Raw genomic sequence first — 15557 nt, 5'->3', positions numbered from 1 at the left:
AGTTTTTAGCTACAAGCTGCATGCTGCAAGTTGAAAGCAAAAAAAAGGCCGCACCCTGCCAAGGAGACGGCCTAAAAAAGCAGCTTCGAGCGGTTAGCTGCAAGCTACAAGTCAAGAGCCAATCCGCTTTTACTTGTAGCTTGTAGCTCGTAGCTCGTAGCTCGTAGCTCGTAGCTTGTAGCTTGTAGCTTGCAGCTGTCCGCTAACGCGCCGTTATCACCGATAACTTGGTAATTCCCGCACGTTCGATAGACGCCATGGCTCGCGCCACTTCGCCGTAGTTCACACCGTCGTCGGCCTGCAGTTGCACCCGCACATCGGGATCTTTGGCCTTGGCCGCCTGCAGGTTGAATTCGAGCAGGTCCGGCTGGATTTCGTCCTTGTTGATAAAGAGTTTGCCGGTGCCGTCGATGCTCACCACCAGCGGGTCTTTCTGTTCCACGGGAGCCACGGCCTGGGTCTTGGGCAGGTTGATCGGAATCGCGTTGGTCAACAGCGGCGCGGTGACGATAAACACCACCAGCAGCACCAGCATCACGTCCACCAATGGCGTCACGTTGATCTCGCTCAGCACCTCATCGCTGTCTTGCGTGGAGAAGGCCATCTCAGGATGCCTCCTTCACTTTTTGCGGGTTGCCGGCCGCGTTCTTGGTCAGCGTCGGATGCAGCAGGACGCGGAAGGCGTTCTTCTGCGCCAGGCTGTAAAAGTCGTGGGCAAAGTCATCCAGGTCGGCAGCCGTCAGCTTCAGGCGACGCAGGAAGTAGTTGTAAACCAACACTGCAGGCACGGCCACGGCGATCCCCACCCCGGTGGCGACCAGCGCTGCACCAATCGGGCCGGCTACGGTTTCGAGGCTGGCGGAGCCAGCAGCGCTGATGCCCTTGAGCGCTTCCATGATCCCCCACACGGTGCCGAACAGGCCGATGAACGGCGAAGTGCTGCCGATACTGGCGACCACGGCCAGGCCGGTTTCCAGGGAGCGACGCTCGCGCACGATCTGTTGGCGCAGGGCACGTTCGAGGCGGTCCTGATGATTGATCGCCTGGCTCAGGTCTGTTGCATGGGGCGCCTCGCCGACCTGGATCGCCGCATAACCGGCCTGGGCCACACGGGCCGCCGCGCCCGGTTGGGTCTCGGCCAGTTCAGCAGCGGAATCGAGGCTCGACGCCGCCCAGAACTGCTTGTGGAACTTGCGATCCTGGGCCTTGAGGCGCCCGAATTGCACACCCTTCAGCAATGCCAAGCCCCAGGTGGCGACCGAAAAGACCACCAGCAGCCAGATCACCGCGCTTTCGATGGATTCAAGTGGAGATGCTAATGCCATGATGTTTTCCCTCTGTACAGATTGCGGCGTGTACGGCACACCGCAGCGCGATAGTTAGTGAATCTTGAAATCGATCGGCACGCTGACCCAACCGTCCTGGGCTACATCGCCCTGCTTGGCCGGTACAAAGCTCCAACGCTTTACAGCGGCCAATGCGGCATCATCGAGTTGCTGGCGACCGCTGCTTTTCTGGACCTGGATCTCACCCGGCTTGCCGCTGGCCAAGACATGTACCCGTAGCAACACCGTGCCCTCCCAACCGCGGCGCTGGGCCAGTGAGGGGTATTCGGGCGCCGGGTTCTTCAGGTAAGCGGCGTTGGCCGAAGCCGGCGTGACCGGTGCTGGCGCGGCGACAGGGGCGGGTGCTGCCGGGGCGGGCGGCGCAGGCGTCGGTGGCGCAGGCGGTTGCTCGACCGCTTTCGGTGCCGGCTCAGGTTTTGGCTTGGGCTTGGGCACGGGCTTTGGCTTGGGGATCGGTTTTGGCGGCGCAGGTTTAGCCGCCAGTTCATCCACTACCGGTGGCGGTGGCTCGACCACGGGAGGTGGTGGCGGCGGCACAGGCGGTGGCGGTTCAACCAGCGGCGGCGCCGGCTGGGAAAATTCGATAGTCATCGGTGGGATTTCCGGCGGCACGACCGGCAGCACCGGTGTGGGTTTCTGGCTGAGCCAATAAATCACCGCACCGTGCAAAGCCAACACCAGCAGCCCCAGCAGAATCCCTTCGCGGCGACTCGAGATACGCTTCGGCGTCCTCTGCAATCGCAGTTGCCCCAACGGCGCGCGGTGCGGCCGGCCAAGGTCGACCAACTCACCACCCGGTGCCTGGCGCCATGGCGCCTCGTGTGCACTGGCGGCGGTCTGGACATTGCCCATTGGTTCACTCCCTACGGTTTTCACACAAAAAAACCGACAGGCCTGCCAAAGCGGCCGTCGAGGGCTGAATCATCGGGGCCAGACGCTTATCTCTTAAAGTAATCTTTAAAGTTATAGATATGCCTGATTTGAATAAGGGAAACGTGCTGAAACGCCAAACCCGCGCCCGCCGTGGCCTCGGGCGAAGGCGTTATTTTTCAATGCTTTGCAGGCATACAAAATATTCTGCAAAGGCATGGTTCAACCCGGGCTGTTTGCACACAAATCGAGCAATTGGCGTTGCAACGTCTGCCCCGCCGCCCCCAAACCGCTGCGGCCATACACCGCCAGCCGTACGCCCTGCACCGTCGGCAAACCGCTGTCTTCGCCGAGTACCACATGCCCAGGCTGCAACACCCGTCGCGGCAGCAGGCTGATCCCCAACCCCGCCGACACCGCCGAACACACGCTGGCCAGACTGGCGCTGGAATAGCCGATGCGCCAGCGCCAACCGCCCACCTCCAGATGGTGGAGCATTTCATTGCGATACAACCCACCCACCGGAAACGCCACCAGCGGCAACGGGTCGCGCCCTAGGGATGGCGTGTTACGGCTGTCGACCCAGCACAACGGTTCCGGCCAGGACGCCAGGCAGTCATCGCTGTCGCCCATCTGCTTGACCAGCAACACGTCAAACTCACCGCCCCGGTACTGGCGCTGCAATTCAGGGCCCAGACCGCTGGTGACCTCCAGCCGCACCCTGGGGTGAGCCACCACAAAAGCCGAGAGCAACGGCATCAGGCGTTCGGCGGCAAAATCCTCCGGCACTCCCAGGCGCAACACACCGTCGCTTTGCTGGTTGACCAACACATCGGCGGCCTCTTCATGCAGCGCCAGGATGCGCCGTGCATAAGCCAGCAACCGCTCACCCTCGACGGTGGCGACCACCCGGCGCTGGTCACGGTCGAGCAATTGGCACGCAACCGCCTCTTCCAGGCGGCGAATCTGCTGGCTCACGGTGGATTGGGTCAGATGCAGGCGTTCGGCGGCGCGGGTGAAATTGCCGCAGTCCACCACGGCGACAAAACTGCGCAATAACACAGGATCGAACATGGACGTCACCATCGTATTTGCCACTGATTGGCATGCTTATATTTAATTTCAGAATACCAAGACCACTGACCATACTTCACCCTCCATCCTGCCCAAAGGAACGTTCATGAGCGCCGATCAACAGCACCTGCTCCGCGCTGTCGCCCTGGCCCGGGCCAATGTGGCCCAAGGCGGTCGCCCATTTGGCGCCGTGCTGACGCACAAAGGTGAAGCACTGGTGGAAGCCGTGAATGAAATCCACCTCAGCCAGGACCCCACCGCTCATGCCGAGCTGCTGGCGATCCGCGCTGCCAGCCGGCAGCTCGGCACACGCCTGGAAGGCTGCGTAATCTACGCCAGCGGCCAACCTTGCCCGATGTGCCTGAGCGCCATGTACCTGTGCGGCGTCGAGCGTGTGGTGTTCGCCGCCAGTAACGCCATGGCCGAGCCGTACGGTTTGTCGACGGCGACCATTGGGCAACAGGTCGGCTTGCCTTTGAGCGAACAACGCCTGCCCATCCAACACCGGCCCGATGCGGCCATGACCGCGCTGTACCAACACTGGAAAAACCTGCATGCAGCTGAATAAATCCCTCGCCGGCTGGGGCCTGCTGGTAGTGCTGGGGCTGAACCTGCGGCCGATCCTCAGTTCCATCAGCCCGTTGCTCGGGGAAATTCGCCAGGCCACCGGTTTGAGCTTCCAGAGCAGTGCCCTGCTGACTAGCCTGCCGGTGATCTGCATGGGCCTGGTGGCGCTGGTGGGCGTGCGCGTGGAGGCGCGCCTGGGAGAGCGGCGCGGCATTGCCCTGGGCTTGATGATGATTCTGCTGGCCTGCCTGGCGCGCTGGCTGATGGGCCAGGCATCGGCCCTGCTGGTTACGGCGCTGCTGGGAGGCGCCGGTGTGGCGCTGATCCAGGCGTTGGTGCCGGCAATGATCAAGCGCGAATTCCATCACCGCGTGCCGGTGGCGATGGGCGTGTACTCCGCGTCATTGATGGCCGGTGGTGGGCTGGCGGCCCTGCTGAGCCCGGTGGTGGCCACACACTTTCAGCACTGGCAGGCGGGCCTGGGGATCTGGCTGCTGCCTGCGATAGCCGCCCTGTTGCTGTGGGGGTTCGTACCGTTGGGTGCGGCCAGGAGCGCCAAGGTAATCCCCGCCTTCAAGGGCCTGCGCAATCGTCGGGCATGGCTGCTGGCGTTGTACTTCGGCTTGGTCAATTGCGGCTACATGAGCATGGTGGCGTGGCTGCCTGCGTACTATCAGCAACTGGGCTGGGGCGTGTTGCCCAGCGGTTCGTTGCTGGCGTTCATGACCATCTTCCAAGTGATTGCCGCACTACTGATGCCGGTGTTGGCACAGCGCGGCATCGACCGTCGTCCCCTGCTCGGTATCAGTTTGCTGGCACAGACCGTGGGCTACCTCGGCCTGCTGATAGCGCCGCAACAATTCCCCCATGTGTGGGTGGCGCTGATCGGCTTCGGCTTGGGTGCCTGCTTCGCCTTGAGTTTGCTGCTGACCCTTGACCACCACCGCGACCCGCGCCAGGCCGGGCAACTGGCGGCTTTCGTGCAAGGCGTAGGCTTTTTGATCAACGCGATTTCACCCTGGCTGACCGGCTGGCTGCGTGAACTCACCGGCACTTTTGTCAGCGCCTGGGTCGTGCTGATCGTCACGGTGGTGGCGATGCTGATGGTGACGCGGGTGTTCAGCCCGGCCACCTATCGCACCGGGTCAGAAGTCGTAGCGCCCGGTCACGCCTAGGGTGCGCGGTGTGCCCAGCAAGCCTTCATAGCCGCCGTTGCCGCCCGTCCACAGCGTGGTGTAGTAGGTTTTGTCGAAGGCGTTCTTCAGCCACAACGACACGTCCCACTGCCCTTGCTGGTAGTTGCCGCGCAGGCCGGTGGACAGGTTGACCACGGCGTAGGCCGGAATCTGTCCGTAATCGGAATCCTCCACGGTACCCACCGCTTTGGAGCGGAACGCATAGCTGGCGGTCACGTAGGGCTCGAAGCCGTTATCCAGGTTCCATTTGTACTCACCATTGGCGTTGGCGATCCATTTCGACGCGCCGACCACTTGATGCCCCGTAAGGTCGCAGGATGCCGGGGCGCCGGGGCGCAAGCTGACTTCCGGCGGGCAGGGTGCATCCTTGTATGACAGGTAGCTCACATCGTTGAACGAGCCGTTGAGGTTCAGCGTCAGGCCCTTGATCGGCACCAGGGTGCTTTCCACTTCAACGCCACGCGAACGCACGGAACCGGCGTTGGTCAGGTACTGCACGCGGTTGTCCTGATCGTAAGCGTTGGTCTGGTAGCCGTTGACCTGGGTCCAGAACAGGTTGGCGTTGAGCTGCAGGCGACGATCCCACAGCGTGCTCTTGAAGCCCAACTCGGCGTTGTTGGCGCGCTCGGTGCCGATCAGCAAGGAGTCGGCACCCGCAGTCGGCGCCGAACCCACTGCCAGGTTGACCCCGCCGGACTTTTCGCCATGGGACAGCGTCGCGTAGCCCAGCAGGTTTTCATTGAAGTGGTAACTGAGGTTGAGCAGCCCCGACGGCGTGGCGCTGTACTGATTAAGGTCGCCCGAATCATACGCTCCCGTGCGCCCGCGTCGTGCCGTGGCAGCGGCGCCGGCCACCGCGGCACCACCAAGTGGGGCATTACGCGTGACCCACGCGCTTTTCTCTTCATAGGTGCCGCGCAAGCCGGCGGTGAAATCCAGGCGCTCCGTAAGGTGCCAGGTGCCTTGGGCGAACAATGCGAAGCTGTCGGTACGGATATGCCCGTTACCGACACTGCTGACATTGTTCAAGGCGCCAGTCGGCGTGCCGTTCCAGATATCGGCCTTAGGCCCGTAATAGGCGAAGGAGCTGTTATCCAGGTCGGAGCCGAAGTAATACGCGCCCAGCACGTAGTCGAAGAACCCACCCGTGGGCGAGGCCAGCCGAAACTCCTGGGACCACTGTTTATCTTCCACCGACACGCCAGCGTTATAGGACGCCGGCACGTTGAGCCCATCATCGTTGCGCGGGGTGAAATTCCACCAGCGATAGGCACTGACCGACGTCAGCGTGAAGTCACTCGGCAGCGTCCAGTTGGCCTCCAGCGATGTACCGCCCTGGAACACCGTGACGTGCTGGTCGCTGTCCAGGTTGACCTTGCGATGAGTGCCATCCACCAGCGTCGCCCCCGCTGCAGCGGCCCGAGACGCATAGAGGTTGGTGCCATTGATGGTCGGCCCCGTGCTGTACAACACGCGGGTGCCGGCGCTGGAGTCTTCCTCGTTGTAATCGCCGATCCAGCGCAGGTTGAACGTCTCGCTGGGCTTGTACAGCAGTTGCCCGCGAAAGCCCTGACGCGAGCCGCCATTGAGGTCGTGGCCGTCGTATTCGTTCTTGATATCGCCGTCGCTGCGCGTGCGATAGGCCGAGAAACGTCCCGCCAGATCATCGCTGAGCGGGCCGGAGATCGTGCCCTTGGTCTGGAAGTAACCGTCCTCGCCCAACGAGGTTTCGATACTGCGCTCGGGGGTGAAACTCGGCGCGCGGGTGCTGATGTTGATCACACCCGCCGTGGTGTTCTTGCCGAACAGGGTACCTTGCGGGCCGCGCAACACTTCAAGCTGCTCGATGTCCATCAAGTCGAACACCGCCATGCCCGGTCGTCCAAGGTACACGTTGTCGATATACAGGCCCACGCTGCCTTCCAGGCCGTCGCTGGCCGGGTTGTTGCCCAGCCCGCGAATCGACACGCTGGACTGGCGCGCATGCATATAGGCGACGTTGACGCTGGGCACCAGTTGCTGCAGGTCCTGAATCCGATACACCCGCTGACTTTCCAGGGCCTGGCCGCCGATCACGCTCATGGGCGTGGGCACCTCCTGGGCGCTTTCGGTACGCCGCCGGGCGGTGACCGTGACGGTTTCCAGTTGGCCGCCGGCGCTTTCGCCCTTGCTTGCCGACGCGGGTGCTTCGGCGGCCTGGGTCGGCGACCAATGGGTGCTGCCGGCCACTAACAGGGCCATGGGCAAGGACTTCAACAGACTCATAAGCGGCTCCCAAACCTGGAAATATCCAACAGCGCATATTCCACAAAGTTATTTATTTATTTTTTATCGAACATTTACTGCATAAGAGATAGCCTTTATAAGGAGTCGACCTGATGCATAGCCAATGCATTTCCCGGATATTTTTGATGTGAAAAATGCATATCGACCTGCGCCAACTCCGCCACTTCATCGCCCTCGCCGAACACCGCAGTTTTGTTGCAGCGGCGCTGGCTGTGAACCTGTCGCAGTCGGCGCTCAGTCGCAGCATCCAGGCGCTGGAACATAGCGCCGGGTGCCAACTGGTCGACCGTGGCCGCAAGGACCTGGCGCCGACCAAACAAGGCCAGGTGCTGCTTGAACATGCGCGGCGTCTGGTCAGTGGCGCGCAGCAACTGGCCAACGAGATCAGCCAGTTCAATGGCCTGGAGGCCGGCGAACTGCGCTTCGGCTGCGGGCCGGCACCGGCTGGCGGCTTGATCCCCCGCGCCATCGGCAGTTTCATCGGGCGCTACCCCAAGGCCCGCGTGCAATTCCAGGTGGATGACTGGCAAAGCCTGAGCAAGCGCCTGCTCAGCGAAGAGTTCGAATTCTTCGTCGCCGACACCCGCCACTTCGAAGCCAACCCCGACTACCACACCCATCGCCTGCGCGCGCGCCGCTGGTATTTCTGCTGCCGCGCCGGCCACCCGCTGGCCGGGCAAGCCAGCGTCACCGCCGCCGAGCTGATGAGTTATCCCCTGGCCGTGACCATCCGCCCGCCGAACCTGCGCAAGGTCATCGTCGACCTCAGCGGGCGGCCGGACTACCTGCCCAATGTGGAATGCGAGAACGGCTACAGCCTGATGGGCGTGGTGTTGCGCTCGGACGCCATCGGCATCGTCAGTGCCAATAGCGATGTGCTGCACATGGCCCGGGGGGAATTGGTGTGTTTGACGATTGATGGGCTGGCTGAGGACTTGGAGGAGCGTTACACCCGCTATGGAATTGTCAGCCGTGCGGGGTACCGATTGTCGCCGTTGGCGGAGGCGATGATTGAGCAGATCAAAGAAGTGGATGAACAGGATGAGGATGTCTGTTCATTGGAAAATTTTGCTGTTTGATAGGCCGTAATGCGTTGATGCTTCAGACTACCCCCTCGCAACGCAGCAATACCAGATCGCTTGCTGTGGGGTCTCCTCCCCCGCCGCCAGCCTGTTCCAGTGGTTTTGTACTGCTGGTGGCTCTGATTTCTATTGCGCTACCTCGATATCGAGCACTTGCCTCGTAAGGAATCAGGGTCATCCGCTGCTGTTGCCAATTCGCAGTCGGCATCAGATGAAGGGACGGAGTTCTCTCCAGCGGCTGAATATGCCGCCGCGTTGATCACTGTCATTGTCAGTTGAAATACACACTGCCAATACTCAGCCGCATCATTCATCAGCCCCGCTTGCATCTACACTCGACGGCCATGCCCACCTGGAAAACCCTGCTGGGCAGGTTGCTGCTGATCATCATGGAAACTTGAGAAGGACACTCAAATGGTACGTGCCGTTACTATTCTCACCGAAAATTTTTCTGACTGGGAGCCCGCGCTGATCAACTCCACGGGCCGAGCCTACTATGGCTTCGAGACTTGTTTTGCCGCTCCCGGTGGCAAGCAAGTGACATCATCCGGAGGCATGACCATCATCCCCAACCTGGCCATCGAGGTCATTCGGCTGGACGATGTCGACTTGCTGATTGTGACGGGAGGCCCAATCTGGAAAACAGACAAGGCACCCGCCATCGAGGCGCTGGTCCGTGAGGCCCACGACAGGAATATCGTCGTGGCGGGAATCTGTGACGGTACCCGCGTACTGGCCAAGGCTGGAGTGCTGGATCACTTGCAGCACACCTCTAATTGCGTTGACAACCTGAAGCAGGTGCATTATCGCGGAGCAGATTATTACCAGGACGTACCGTACGCTGTTGCCGACCAGGGTGTGGTCACGGCTCCCGGCAGCGCGCCGGTCAGTTTCATGGCGCAAATTCTCGACACCTTGGGTTTGAACGACAAGAAGCTGGATGCCTACCTGGCCATGCATGCGGCTGAACATATTCACGGCTGAACCCTTTCCCTCTATTTCTCCCCTCACCTCGGCGCTGCGGCCTGTTACCGGGCCGTAGCGCACTTCACCGTTGAACCACTCCTCCAATACTGCGCTGACAAAAGCCCCTTTTTGTTATTCACTGCCGAACCGCAGTCTCAGATCGTCCGACAATTTTTTAATAATCGGAAAAATCTTACTTGCGATTACGACATTTCCGACTTAAGTTATCCACATGACGCGTAGGGGGTTTCCTTGGCTCCATCAGGACGAGTTTGGAGCCGCGTCAAAGGATGCATTGTTGAGTTCGCCAAGAGGCGACACTTTTCGACCAAAGCTAAGGAATGGCTAAATGTTTTTCTCTGCCGACATGACTGTGGCTCGATGCCTGCCGCACTCGCCTGTGTCTCCAGCTTTCAGCACCTCACCCCATGAGCGAAATGCTGTAAGCAATATTTCCCATACCCCCAGAGCCCTGCCCGAGATGACGTCAGGCTCTCTCCTTAGCGTGCGCCTTAGAAATTGATTGGCCCGCTCATAGCCAGCAAATAACTGACACATTTTTACGACATGACTGACTGAGTCTGTCGTACAAAAACCTGTGCGCGTTCTATGTCTTTCCCGCTGAACGGGAGAGATGCGACTGCCCGGGAATGTACTCCTCAATGGATCGAGATCGCCGCCGGCTGCTGCCTATGCGCCGAGGACCTGACGTGTCAAAAATAACAGTTGAACGCTCGAACAAAGAATCGACCGAGCAGATGAGCATGACGCAAGCACTTGCCGATGCCAGTCTGAGTGTCGAGGCCAAGGCCCTGGTCGCCCAAGGCATCTATGCCGGGGTCGCTCAGGAAGTTTCCATCGTCATACCTTTCAAAACCGCGACCCATCCGGATTTTAGACTTTTGCGTCAGTTGGTGATCGCTGGATGGGGCGAAGCGCTCGGCCAGTATCTTGCAGTGCTTGATCTGGAGGAAGACGGCGTTCCAGAAGCCTTGCGCAAGGTTCAGTTGGCTGTCAGATCCGGCACTGCGCTATTTGCCGTCGGCAGCCTGACCACCCGCGCTGGAGTGCACTGCCTGGTCTCGATCCATCATGGGTTGGCCGACGAACATAGCCTTGAGGTGCTGGCACGACAGCTACAAACAGAAGATATCGACTCGGCCCTGATGTGCATGCGTCGAGGGCGCGAACGCCATGGCGAATACATCCGGGCGCAAACACAGCTCGCGGAAGTTGATGGCGCGCATCTGACCGCTGCGGCGCACGCCATGACCCCCGTGCGTTTGCTGCAAACCGGGCGCTTGGCCTTCGACATCCAACGGCAGCGCATCAGCCTGCAACGCACCCTGGACATCGCATCAATCAATGCCGACAAGCCGCCCGTAGCGAAACTCCTGGACTGCCTGCAGCGGGCCGCTGTTATCGCCGAAGGCGACACCCTGTGTTCGTCGCACAACTGGCGCGAGGCTCACCAGCAGGATGCCATCGGCATGATGACGGGTCTTGTTCCACGCTCTGTGGCGACCCCTGGAGCGCTTGTGCTGCCCGGGCAAATCAGCCTTGAAGCATGCGCCCGTCGCTCGCCGGCGGCGCGCCAGGCGCTGGCCTGCTGCCGCGCGTCCGAGCTGTTCATCAATGGTGCCGGTCGACGCGGCATACCGGCTTCACATGTGATGAGTGCAACTTTTCCGGTCGGCATCGACATACGGCGTACCGGCGCTTCGCAACTGCTCCTGGAACTCGAGGGACCGTTTTGCGACGCCAGCGCAGCCACCAATCTGCTCAATGAACTCGCTGATGTATTTATGGATAGGAGTGAATGGAATGACTGAAAACATCCAGCTTGATGAACACGCTCTGGCTGATGAAGTGGCTCGCGTCTGCGCCACTTTTGCCGAGGTGCTCGGCCTGCCGAGTGTTGGCCACGAGGACAACTTCTTCAACCTCGGCGGCGACTCCTTTGAAGCGATTCGCGTGATGTCGCGGCTGTCTTGCAATTTGCCCATAGTGACTCTTTTCGAGCACCCGACGGCAGCGGGACTTGCTCAACGCATTGTCCGCGCCGCCGCCCGACAAGCCGCACGTCTGGTCTGTTTTGGCGACGTTCAAGCAGCCGCGGGTTCGACTGCGGTGATTGCGGTGCCTTTCGGCGGCGGAGACGCCACGGCCTACCGCAATCTGTTTCAAGGTAATCCGGATGTGCAGGTGTTCGGCGTGGACTTCGGTGATACCGAGGTGGAGAACGCCGCGGATTTTCAAAGTCTGCTCGACAGCCTTGCCAGCGAAATCGAAGAAATCGGCGCTGCCCATCTGGTGATCTATGGCCACTGCGCAGGCGCGGCGACCGCTGCGTGCATTGCATCAAGCATGGCCGCCCACCACAACCATCTCGCTCTGGTGGTGGCCGCCTCACGCCCGGTACTGGATGCAGACGCCGCGATTCGTGCTGCTGAAACCACCTCGGACCAGATCTGGACCGACTACTTGCGATCGCTGGGGGCCTTCACCGGGCTGTTTGACACTCAGGTCGAGAGCATGCTGGCTCGCGGTCGAAGAGACCACCTGATCGCCTGCGAAGCCTATCGCTACCTGACACAGTACCCGGCCAACGGCGTATCTGCACTGGTGCTGCTGGGCGACGAGGACCCGGCCACCGCCGAGCCTGAAGTCGTATTGGCGCAATGGGGCAAGTTCATCAACGTCACCCAAGCCGCCACCCTCGCCGGTGGCGGGCACTACTTTGTGCGTACCCATGCGCACGAGGTCGAGGAAACCGTACTGGCTTTTACAGCACAAACCACCAAAGGAAGGGATAGCAAGTCATGACAGTCAATCATCAACCACTTCTGACCCAGGCTGATCTGCTCAAGCGGGGCCTGGCCGATCTGCAGGAACATGATGCCGCACTGGCGCGGATTCTCGACGCCGAGGTCGCTCGCCAGCAACGCACGCTCTCGCTGGTGGCCTCTTGCTGCGCGGTCAAGCCGCGCACCCTGGCCGCGTCCTCCTCCGTACTGGTCAACGTGACTGCCGAAGGTGTGCCCGGACGCCGTTATCACGCCGGTTGCGAGAACGTCGACCTGGTCGAGTCTCTGGCAATCCAACGCGCCCGCGAGCTGTTCTCTGCGCAGTACGCCGGTGTGCAGTCGCACTCGGCTTCCAGCGCCAACTACTCAGTACTCGCGGCTTTGCTCGAACCTGGCGACACGCTGCTGGGCATGGCTCTGGATAACGGCGGCCACCTGACCCATGGCAGTCCCGTGACGTTCTCGGGCACTTACTACAACGCCATTGGCTATGGCACCACCAAGGAAGGCCTGATCGACTACGACGAAGTCCGCAGGCTGGCTTTGGAACATCGCCCGCGACTGATCATCTGCGGTGCCACGGCCTACTCCAGAGTCGTGGATTTCGAGCGCTTCCGCCGGATCGCCGACGAAGCCGGTGCCATCCTGATGGCCGACATCTCGCACATTGCCGGTCTGGTGGCAACCGGGCGGCATCCAAGCCCGATTAACGCTGCGCACGTCACCACCACCTGTACCCACAAGCAGCTCGCCGGCCCGCGTGGTGGCCTGATTCTCTCCGGCCGTGACGCCCACGAAAAAGTCCCTGGCCGTGAAGCGACGTTCAGCCGCGTGCTCGAACTGGCGGTGTTCCCGCGGATGCAAGGCGCACCGGCCGTCAACATGATGGCTGCCAAGGCCGCGGCACTGGGGTACGCCATGACCCCTGAGTTCGATGCCGAGATGCAGCGCATCCGCACTGCAGCGGACGTAATGGCCAGCGAATTCCAGGCCCGGGACTATGAAGTGGTGGGTGGTCGCAGCGAGAACCACACCATTCTGATCCGCCTGCGTGCAGCGATGACCGGCGCTATCGCCGAGACCGCGCTGGAGCACTGTGGAATCGTCGTCAACAAGAACCGTGTGCCCGGCGAAACCCGCTCGTCTTTCGTCACCAGCGGCCTGCGCATAGGTACCGGCGCCCTCGCCCAGCGTCATGTCGACCCGCAAGGTTGCCGGGAGATCGTCGACCTGCTCTGCCGGATCCTGGACGAGGTAACGCCGCTCGGTGACAGCGAGTTCACCCTCGATCCGCTCCTACGCCAGCAATTCTGCGCAGAGGCCGAGGCGCTTTGCGCGAAGTATCCGATCGCCGATTACCTCGCACGCTAAAACAGTCTCCGGCAACGCTGGAGGCATGGCACGACGGTCCGCCGATCATCGTGCCTGGGAACAGGCAAAACTCTAAGGAGAGAGAAGCACCATGACGGACAAGATCAAGTATGTCGCCATCAATGGCTCGGAACGGGTGGATGGCAACAATGCCAGGGCGCTGGAGTGGGCGGCTGAGTACCTGGAAAAACAGGATGTCATTCTCGAAGTGTTCTCATTGGCCAACGCCAAAATCGACCCTTGCGGGGCCTGCGGTGATTGCAATTTTCGCAACGAACCCTGCGCCCAGAAAGATGACGCCGCGCGCGCCGTGCGCCTCATGGAAGCCAGCGATGGCGTGATCTTCGCCTGTGCCGTGCATGGCTTTGGCGCAACCCCTCTGATGTCGGCGTTCCTGGAACGGGTCGGCACCGGGTTCCTGCGCCACGACCGCACCCTCACCAACAAAGTGGCCGGGGTCATGGTCACTGGTCGGCGCATGGGCCATGTCGAGGTCTACAACCAGATGCTCCAGTGCGCCTTGCTCAACCGAATGATCATGGTCGGCTACGGCTTCCCGGCGATGCTCGTAGGCGACAAGAAAGGCGAAGTGCTGGGTGACAAGGAAGGCATGGAGATGCTGCGTCGGATGCTTGATCGCATGGTGTCCATGACGCGTCTGATCCGCGACTACGAACAACTCACCGGGCAGCCGGCGCTGCCGGTCTCGGTGCCTGGGGAACGCCATCGCGAGGGTAACGACGGCAAGTTCTTCGTACCGACCAAGTCCGACATGTATCAGGTCGAGGCCACTCGCAGTTGCAACTTCGATGTCGTCGGCGACTGAACAGCGCAGCCCCAGAGCCAATCGAGAATCATATGAGCATTAGAACTGCCTGCAATGGCCTCACTGACATTCTCCTGCGGGAATGGATGGTGTCGGAACATTTCGAGCGCCTTGCACAAGCAACGGTGGCACAGATAGCACAGGCCTATATCGGCGTTTATTCGGCGCGACCCACCAGTTGGCTGGCGGTCATGGCACGCAATCAAAACCTTGATCGCAAGAGCGTACTGGCGAAAGAAAACGACAGCGAGTTGTTGCGTATCCCGGGTATGCGACGCTCCAAGTTCCTGCTGCCCGGCGAGCTGGCAGGCAACGTCTTTGCGGCCACTCGCCTGCCGTTGGCAGGCCACGAGTGGCGGCTACGGGACGTCGGGCTTGGCCTGGACGATTACCGACGCCTGCTGCCTGCGCTGATCACTTTGAGCACAGGCGCCGCCGTGCGTTTGCAAGACATCGCCAGAGCACTCGAACTGCCGGCGCCCCAGGCGCGGGCGTTGACGTCAGTGGCGACCTATGACGGCGCGTTGGTTCGCATACCAGCGGCCAATCATTGGTCGAACCGCTGGCTGTATTCAGCTGCACCTGAAGGCCTGTTGCCGGGTGACGGTGCGCCACTGGACCGCGACTCGTTGCTGCGTGACATCGCCGGGCGCTACGTCGAGCACTATGGACCGGTCACGGTCGATGACCTTGCCTGGTGGCTCGGTGTTTCAAAGGAGACCGCGCGCGCGCTGCTTCAAGGCTGTGCAGCCTGCCGGGTCGCCGATCAGATGTGGCATAGCGAGGCCGGGAAAGCGCGTCTTGAGCAGTTCATGCAACGCGAGCAGAAACCCGCGAGCAAGCAGATCCGCTTTCTGCCGGCCTGGGACCCGTTGGTCATGGGCTATGCGCCCGGTTCCAGGCAGCGCGACTGCCTTGAACTGGAACGCATCGGCGGCTACGACCCGGCCGGTAACGGCCGGCCGGTGGTGCTCATCGGTGGCCGGGCTGCCGCGACCTGGCACACGGCGGCCAAGGGCAGCAAACGCGTCATCGCAGTCGATGCCTCGACACTGACTGACCAGGAACGTGCAGCCGTGCTTGAAGCTGCCACGGTTCTGGCGGAGCAGATCGGGGCTATTCACCAGATCGAAAACGAACTCACAGCGTGAAAACAGGGAAGCATG

Annotated in this window: 14 protein-coding genes; 9 read left to right on the top strand and 5 right to left on the bottom strand. The window is 61.2% G+C overall.

All coding sequences use genetic code 11. The features are described 5' to 3' along the window. Positions 1-202: 202 nt before the first annotated feature. The 4 genes from EXW71_RS23330 to EXW71_RS23315 form a co-directional block, all read right to left on the bottom strand. On the bottom strand, positions 203-604 hold the full coding sequence (locus tag EXW71_RS23330) for a biopolymer transporter ExbD (protein ID WP_134660344.1): 402 nt from the start codon (positions 602-604) through the stop codon (positions 203-205). A gap of 1 nt (position 605) precedes the next feature. Next, on the bottom strand, positions 606-1328 hold the full coding sequence (locus tag EXW71_RS23325) for a MotA/TolQ/ExbB proton channel family protein (RefSeq protein ID WP_123717116.1): 723 nt from the start codon (positions 1326-1328) through the stop codon (positions 606-608). 51 nt (positions 1329-1379) lie between these two features. Then, positions 1380-2198 (bottom strand): energy transducer TonB, encoded by an 819-nt coding sequence (locus EXW71_RS23320; RefSeq protein ID WP_134660343.1) that lies wholly within the window; start codon positions 2196-2198, stop codon positions 1380-1382. A 240-nt stretch (positions 2199-2438) separates the two neighbouring features. Continuing rightward, complete coding sequence (locus tag EXW71_RS23315; RefSeq protein ID WP_134660342.1) at positions 2439-3290, bottom strand: LysR family transcriptional regulator; 852 nt, start codon at positions 3288-3290, stop codon at positions 2439-2441. A gap of 106 nt (positions 3291-3396) precedes the next feature. On the opposite strand from EXW71_RS23315, the gene EXW71_RS23310 reads away from it, so the two are divergent. Beyond that, positions 3397-3858, top strand: coding sequence for a nucleoside deaminase (locus EXW71_RS23310; RefSeq protein WP_134660341.1), 462 nt, complete (start codon positions 3397-3399; stop codon positions 3856-3858). Next, complete coding sequence (locus EXW71_RS23305; RefSeq protein ID WP_134660340.1) at positions 3845-5032, top strand: CynX/NimT family MFS transporter; 1188 nt, start codon at positions 3845-3847, stop codon at positions 5030-5032. The genes EXW71_RS23310 and EXW71_RS23305 overlap by 14 nt, the downstream gene beginning before the upstream one ends. Here EXW71_RS23305 and EXW71_RS23300 read toward each other — a convergent pair. Beyond that, positions 5003-7318, bottom strand: coding sequence for a TonB-dependent receptor (locus tag EXW71_RS23300; RefSeq protein WP_134660339.1), 2316 nt, complete (start codon positions 7316-7318; stop codon positions 5003-5005). The genes EXW71_RS23305 and EXW71_RS23300 overlap by 30 nt on opposite strands. A gap of 155 nt (positions 7319-7473) precedes the next feature. Here EXW71_RS23300 and EXW71_RS23295 point away from each other — a divergent pair, with 155 nt between their 5' ends. The 7 genes from EXW71_RS23295 to EXW71_RS23265 all read left to right on the top strand — a co-directional run bounded on the left by EXW71_RS23295 (position 7474) and on the right by EXW71_RS23265 (position 15542). Beyond that, the gene (locus EXW71_RS23295; protein ID WP_134660338.1) at positions 7474-8418 is read left to right on the top strand and encodes a LysR family transcriptional regulator; all 945 of its coding nucleotides are present in this window, start codon (positions 7474-7476) and stop codon (positions 8416-8418) included. 417 nt (positions 8419-8835) lie between these two features. Continuing rightward, entirely contained in the window at positions 8836-9405 is a 570-nt protein-coding gene (locus EXW71_RS23290) for a DJ-1/PfpI family protein (protein ID WP_104995207.1), read from the top strand. 644 nt (positions 9406-10049) lie between these two features. Continuing rightward, complete coding sequence (locus tag EXW71_RS23285; protein ID WP_134660337.1) at positions 10050-11219, top strand: hypothetical protein; 1170 nt, start codon at positions 10050-10052, stop codon at positions 11217-11219. Further along, positions 11212-12213, top strand: coding sequence for an alpha/beta fold hydrolase (locus EXW71_RS23280; protein ID WP_134660336.1), 1002 nt, complete (start codon positions 11212-11214; stop codon positions 12211-12213). Before EXW71_RS23285 ends, EXW71_RS23280 begins: the two co-directional genes overlap by 8 nt. Then, the gene (gene glyA, locus EXW71_RS23275) at positions 12210-13565 is read left to right on the top strand and encodes a serine hydroxymethyltransferase (protein ID WP_104995204.1); all 1356 of its coding nucleotides are present in this window, start codon (positions 12210-12212) and stop codon (positions 13563-13565) included. The genes EXW71_RS23280 and glyA overlap by 4 nt, the downstream gene beginning before the upstream one ends. 91 nt (positions 13566-13656) lie before the next feature. After that, positions 13657-14391 carry a flavodoxin family protein gene (locus tag EXW71_RS23270; RefSeq protein ID WP_104995203.1) on the top strand — a complete coding sequence of 245 codons (735 nt, stop codon included), beginning with the start codon at positions 13657-13659 and terminating at the stop codon, positions 14389-14391. A 32-nt stretch (positions 14392-14423) separates the two neighbouring features. Further along, positions 14424-15542: a DNA glycosylase AlkZ-like family protein gene (locus EXW71_RS23265; RefSeq protein WP_134660335.1), complete on the top strand. Its 1119-nt coding sequence runs from the start codon at positions 14424-14426 to the stop codon at positions 15540-15542. Positions 15543-15557 lie beyond the last annotated feature (15 nt).

Origin of the sequence: Pseudomonas sp. BCA17, assembly GCF_004519405.1 — a bacterium.
Lineage (GTDB): Bacteria > Pseudomonadota > Gammaproteobacteria > Pseudomonadales > Pseudomonadaceae > Aquipseudomonas.
This window is presented reverse-complemented; position numbering and strand designations above follow the sequence as displayed.

What these genes read in the sequence shown, in the direction of transcription:
- EXW71_RS23330 (WP_134660344.1), bottom strand. Translation starts at nt 604, where the DNA reads ATGGCCTTCTCCACGCAAGACAGCGATGAGGTGCTGAGCGAGATCAAC.
- EXW71_RS23320 (WP_134660343.1), bottom strand. Translation starts at nt 2,198, where the DNA reads ATGGGCAATGTCCAGACCGCCGCCAGTGCACACGAGGCGCCATGGCGC.
- EXW71_RS23315 (WP_134660342.1), bottom strand. Translation starts at nt 3,290, where the DNA reads ATGTTCGATCCTGTGTTATTGCGCAGTTTTGTCGCCGTGGTGGACTGC.
- EXW71_RS23310 (WP_134660341.1), top strand. Translation starts at nt 3,397, where the DNA reads ATGAGCGCCGATCAACAGCACCTGCTCCGCGCTGTCGCCCTGGCCCGG.
- EXW71_RS23305 (WP_134660340.1), top strand. Translation starts at nt 3,845, where the DNA reads ATGCAGCTGAATAAATCCCTCGCCGGCTGGGGCCTGCTGGTAGTGCTG.
- EXW71_RS23300 (WP_134660339.1), bottom strand. Translation starts at nt 7,318, where the DNA reads ATGAGTCTGTTGAAGTCCTTGCCCATGGCCCTGTTAGTGGCCGGCAGC.
- EXW71_RS23295 (WP_134660338.1), top strand. Translation starts at nt 7,474, where the DNA reads ATGCATATCGACCTGCGCCAACTCCGCCACTTCATCGCCCTCGCCGAA.
- EXW71_RS23290 (WP_104995207.1), top strand. Translation starts at nt 8,836, where the DNA reads ATGGTACGTGCCGTTACTATTCTCACCGAAAATTTTTCTGACTGGGAG.
- EXW71_RS23285 (WP_134660337.1), top strand. Translation starts at nt 10,050, where the DNA reads ATGGATCGAGATCGCCGCCGGCTGCTGCCTATGCGCCGAGGACCTGAC.
- EXW71_RS23280 (WP_134660336.1), top strand. Translation starts at nt 11,212, where the DNA reads ATGACTGAAAACATCCAGCTTGATGAACACGCTCTGGCTGATGAAGTG.
- glyA (WP_104995204.1), top strand. Translation starts at nt 12,210, where the DNA reads ATGACAGTCAATCATCAACCACTTCTGACCCAGGCTGATCTGCTCAAG.
- EXW71_RS23270 (WP_104995203.1), top strand. Translation starts at nt 13,657, where the DNA reads ATGACGGACAAGATCAAGTATGTCGCCATCAATGGCTCGGAACGGGTG.
- EXW71_RS23265 (WP_134660335.1), top strand. Translation starts at nt 14,424, where the DNA reads ATGAGCATTAGAACTGCCTGCAATGGCCTCACTGACATTCTCCTGCGG.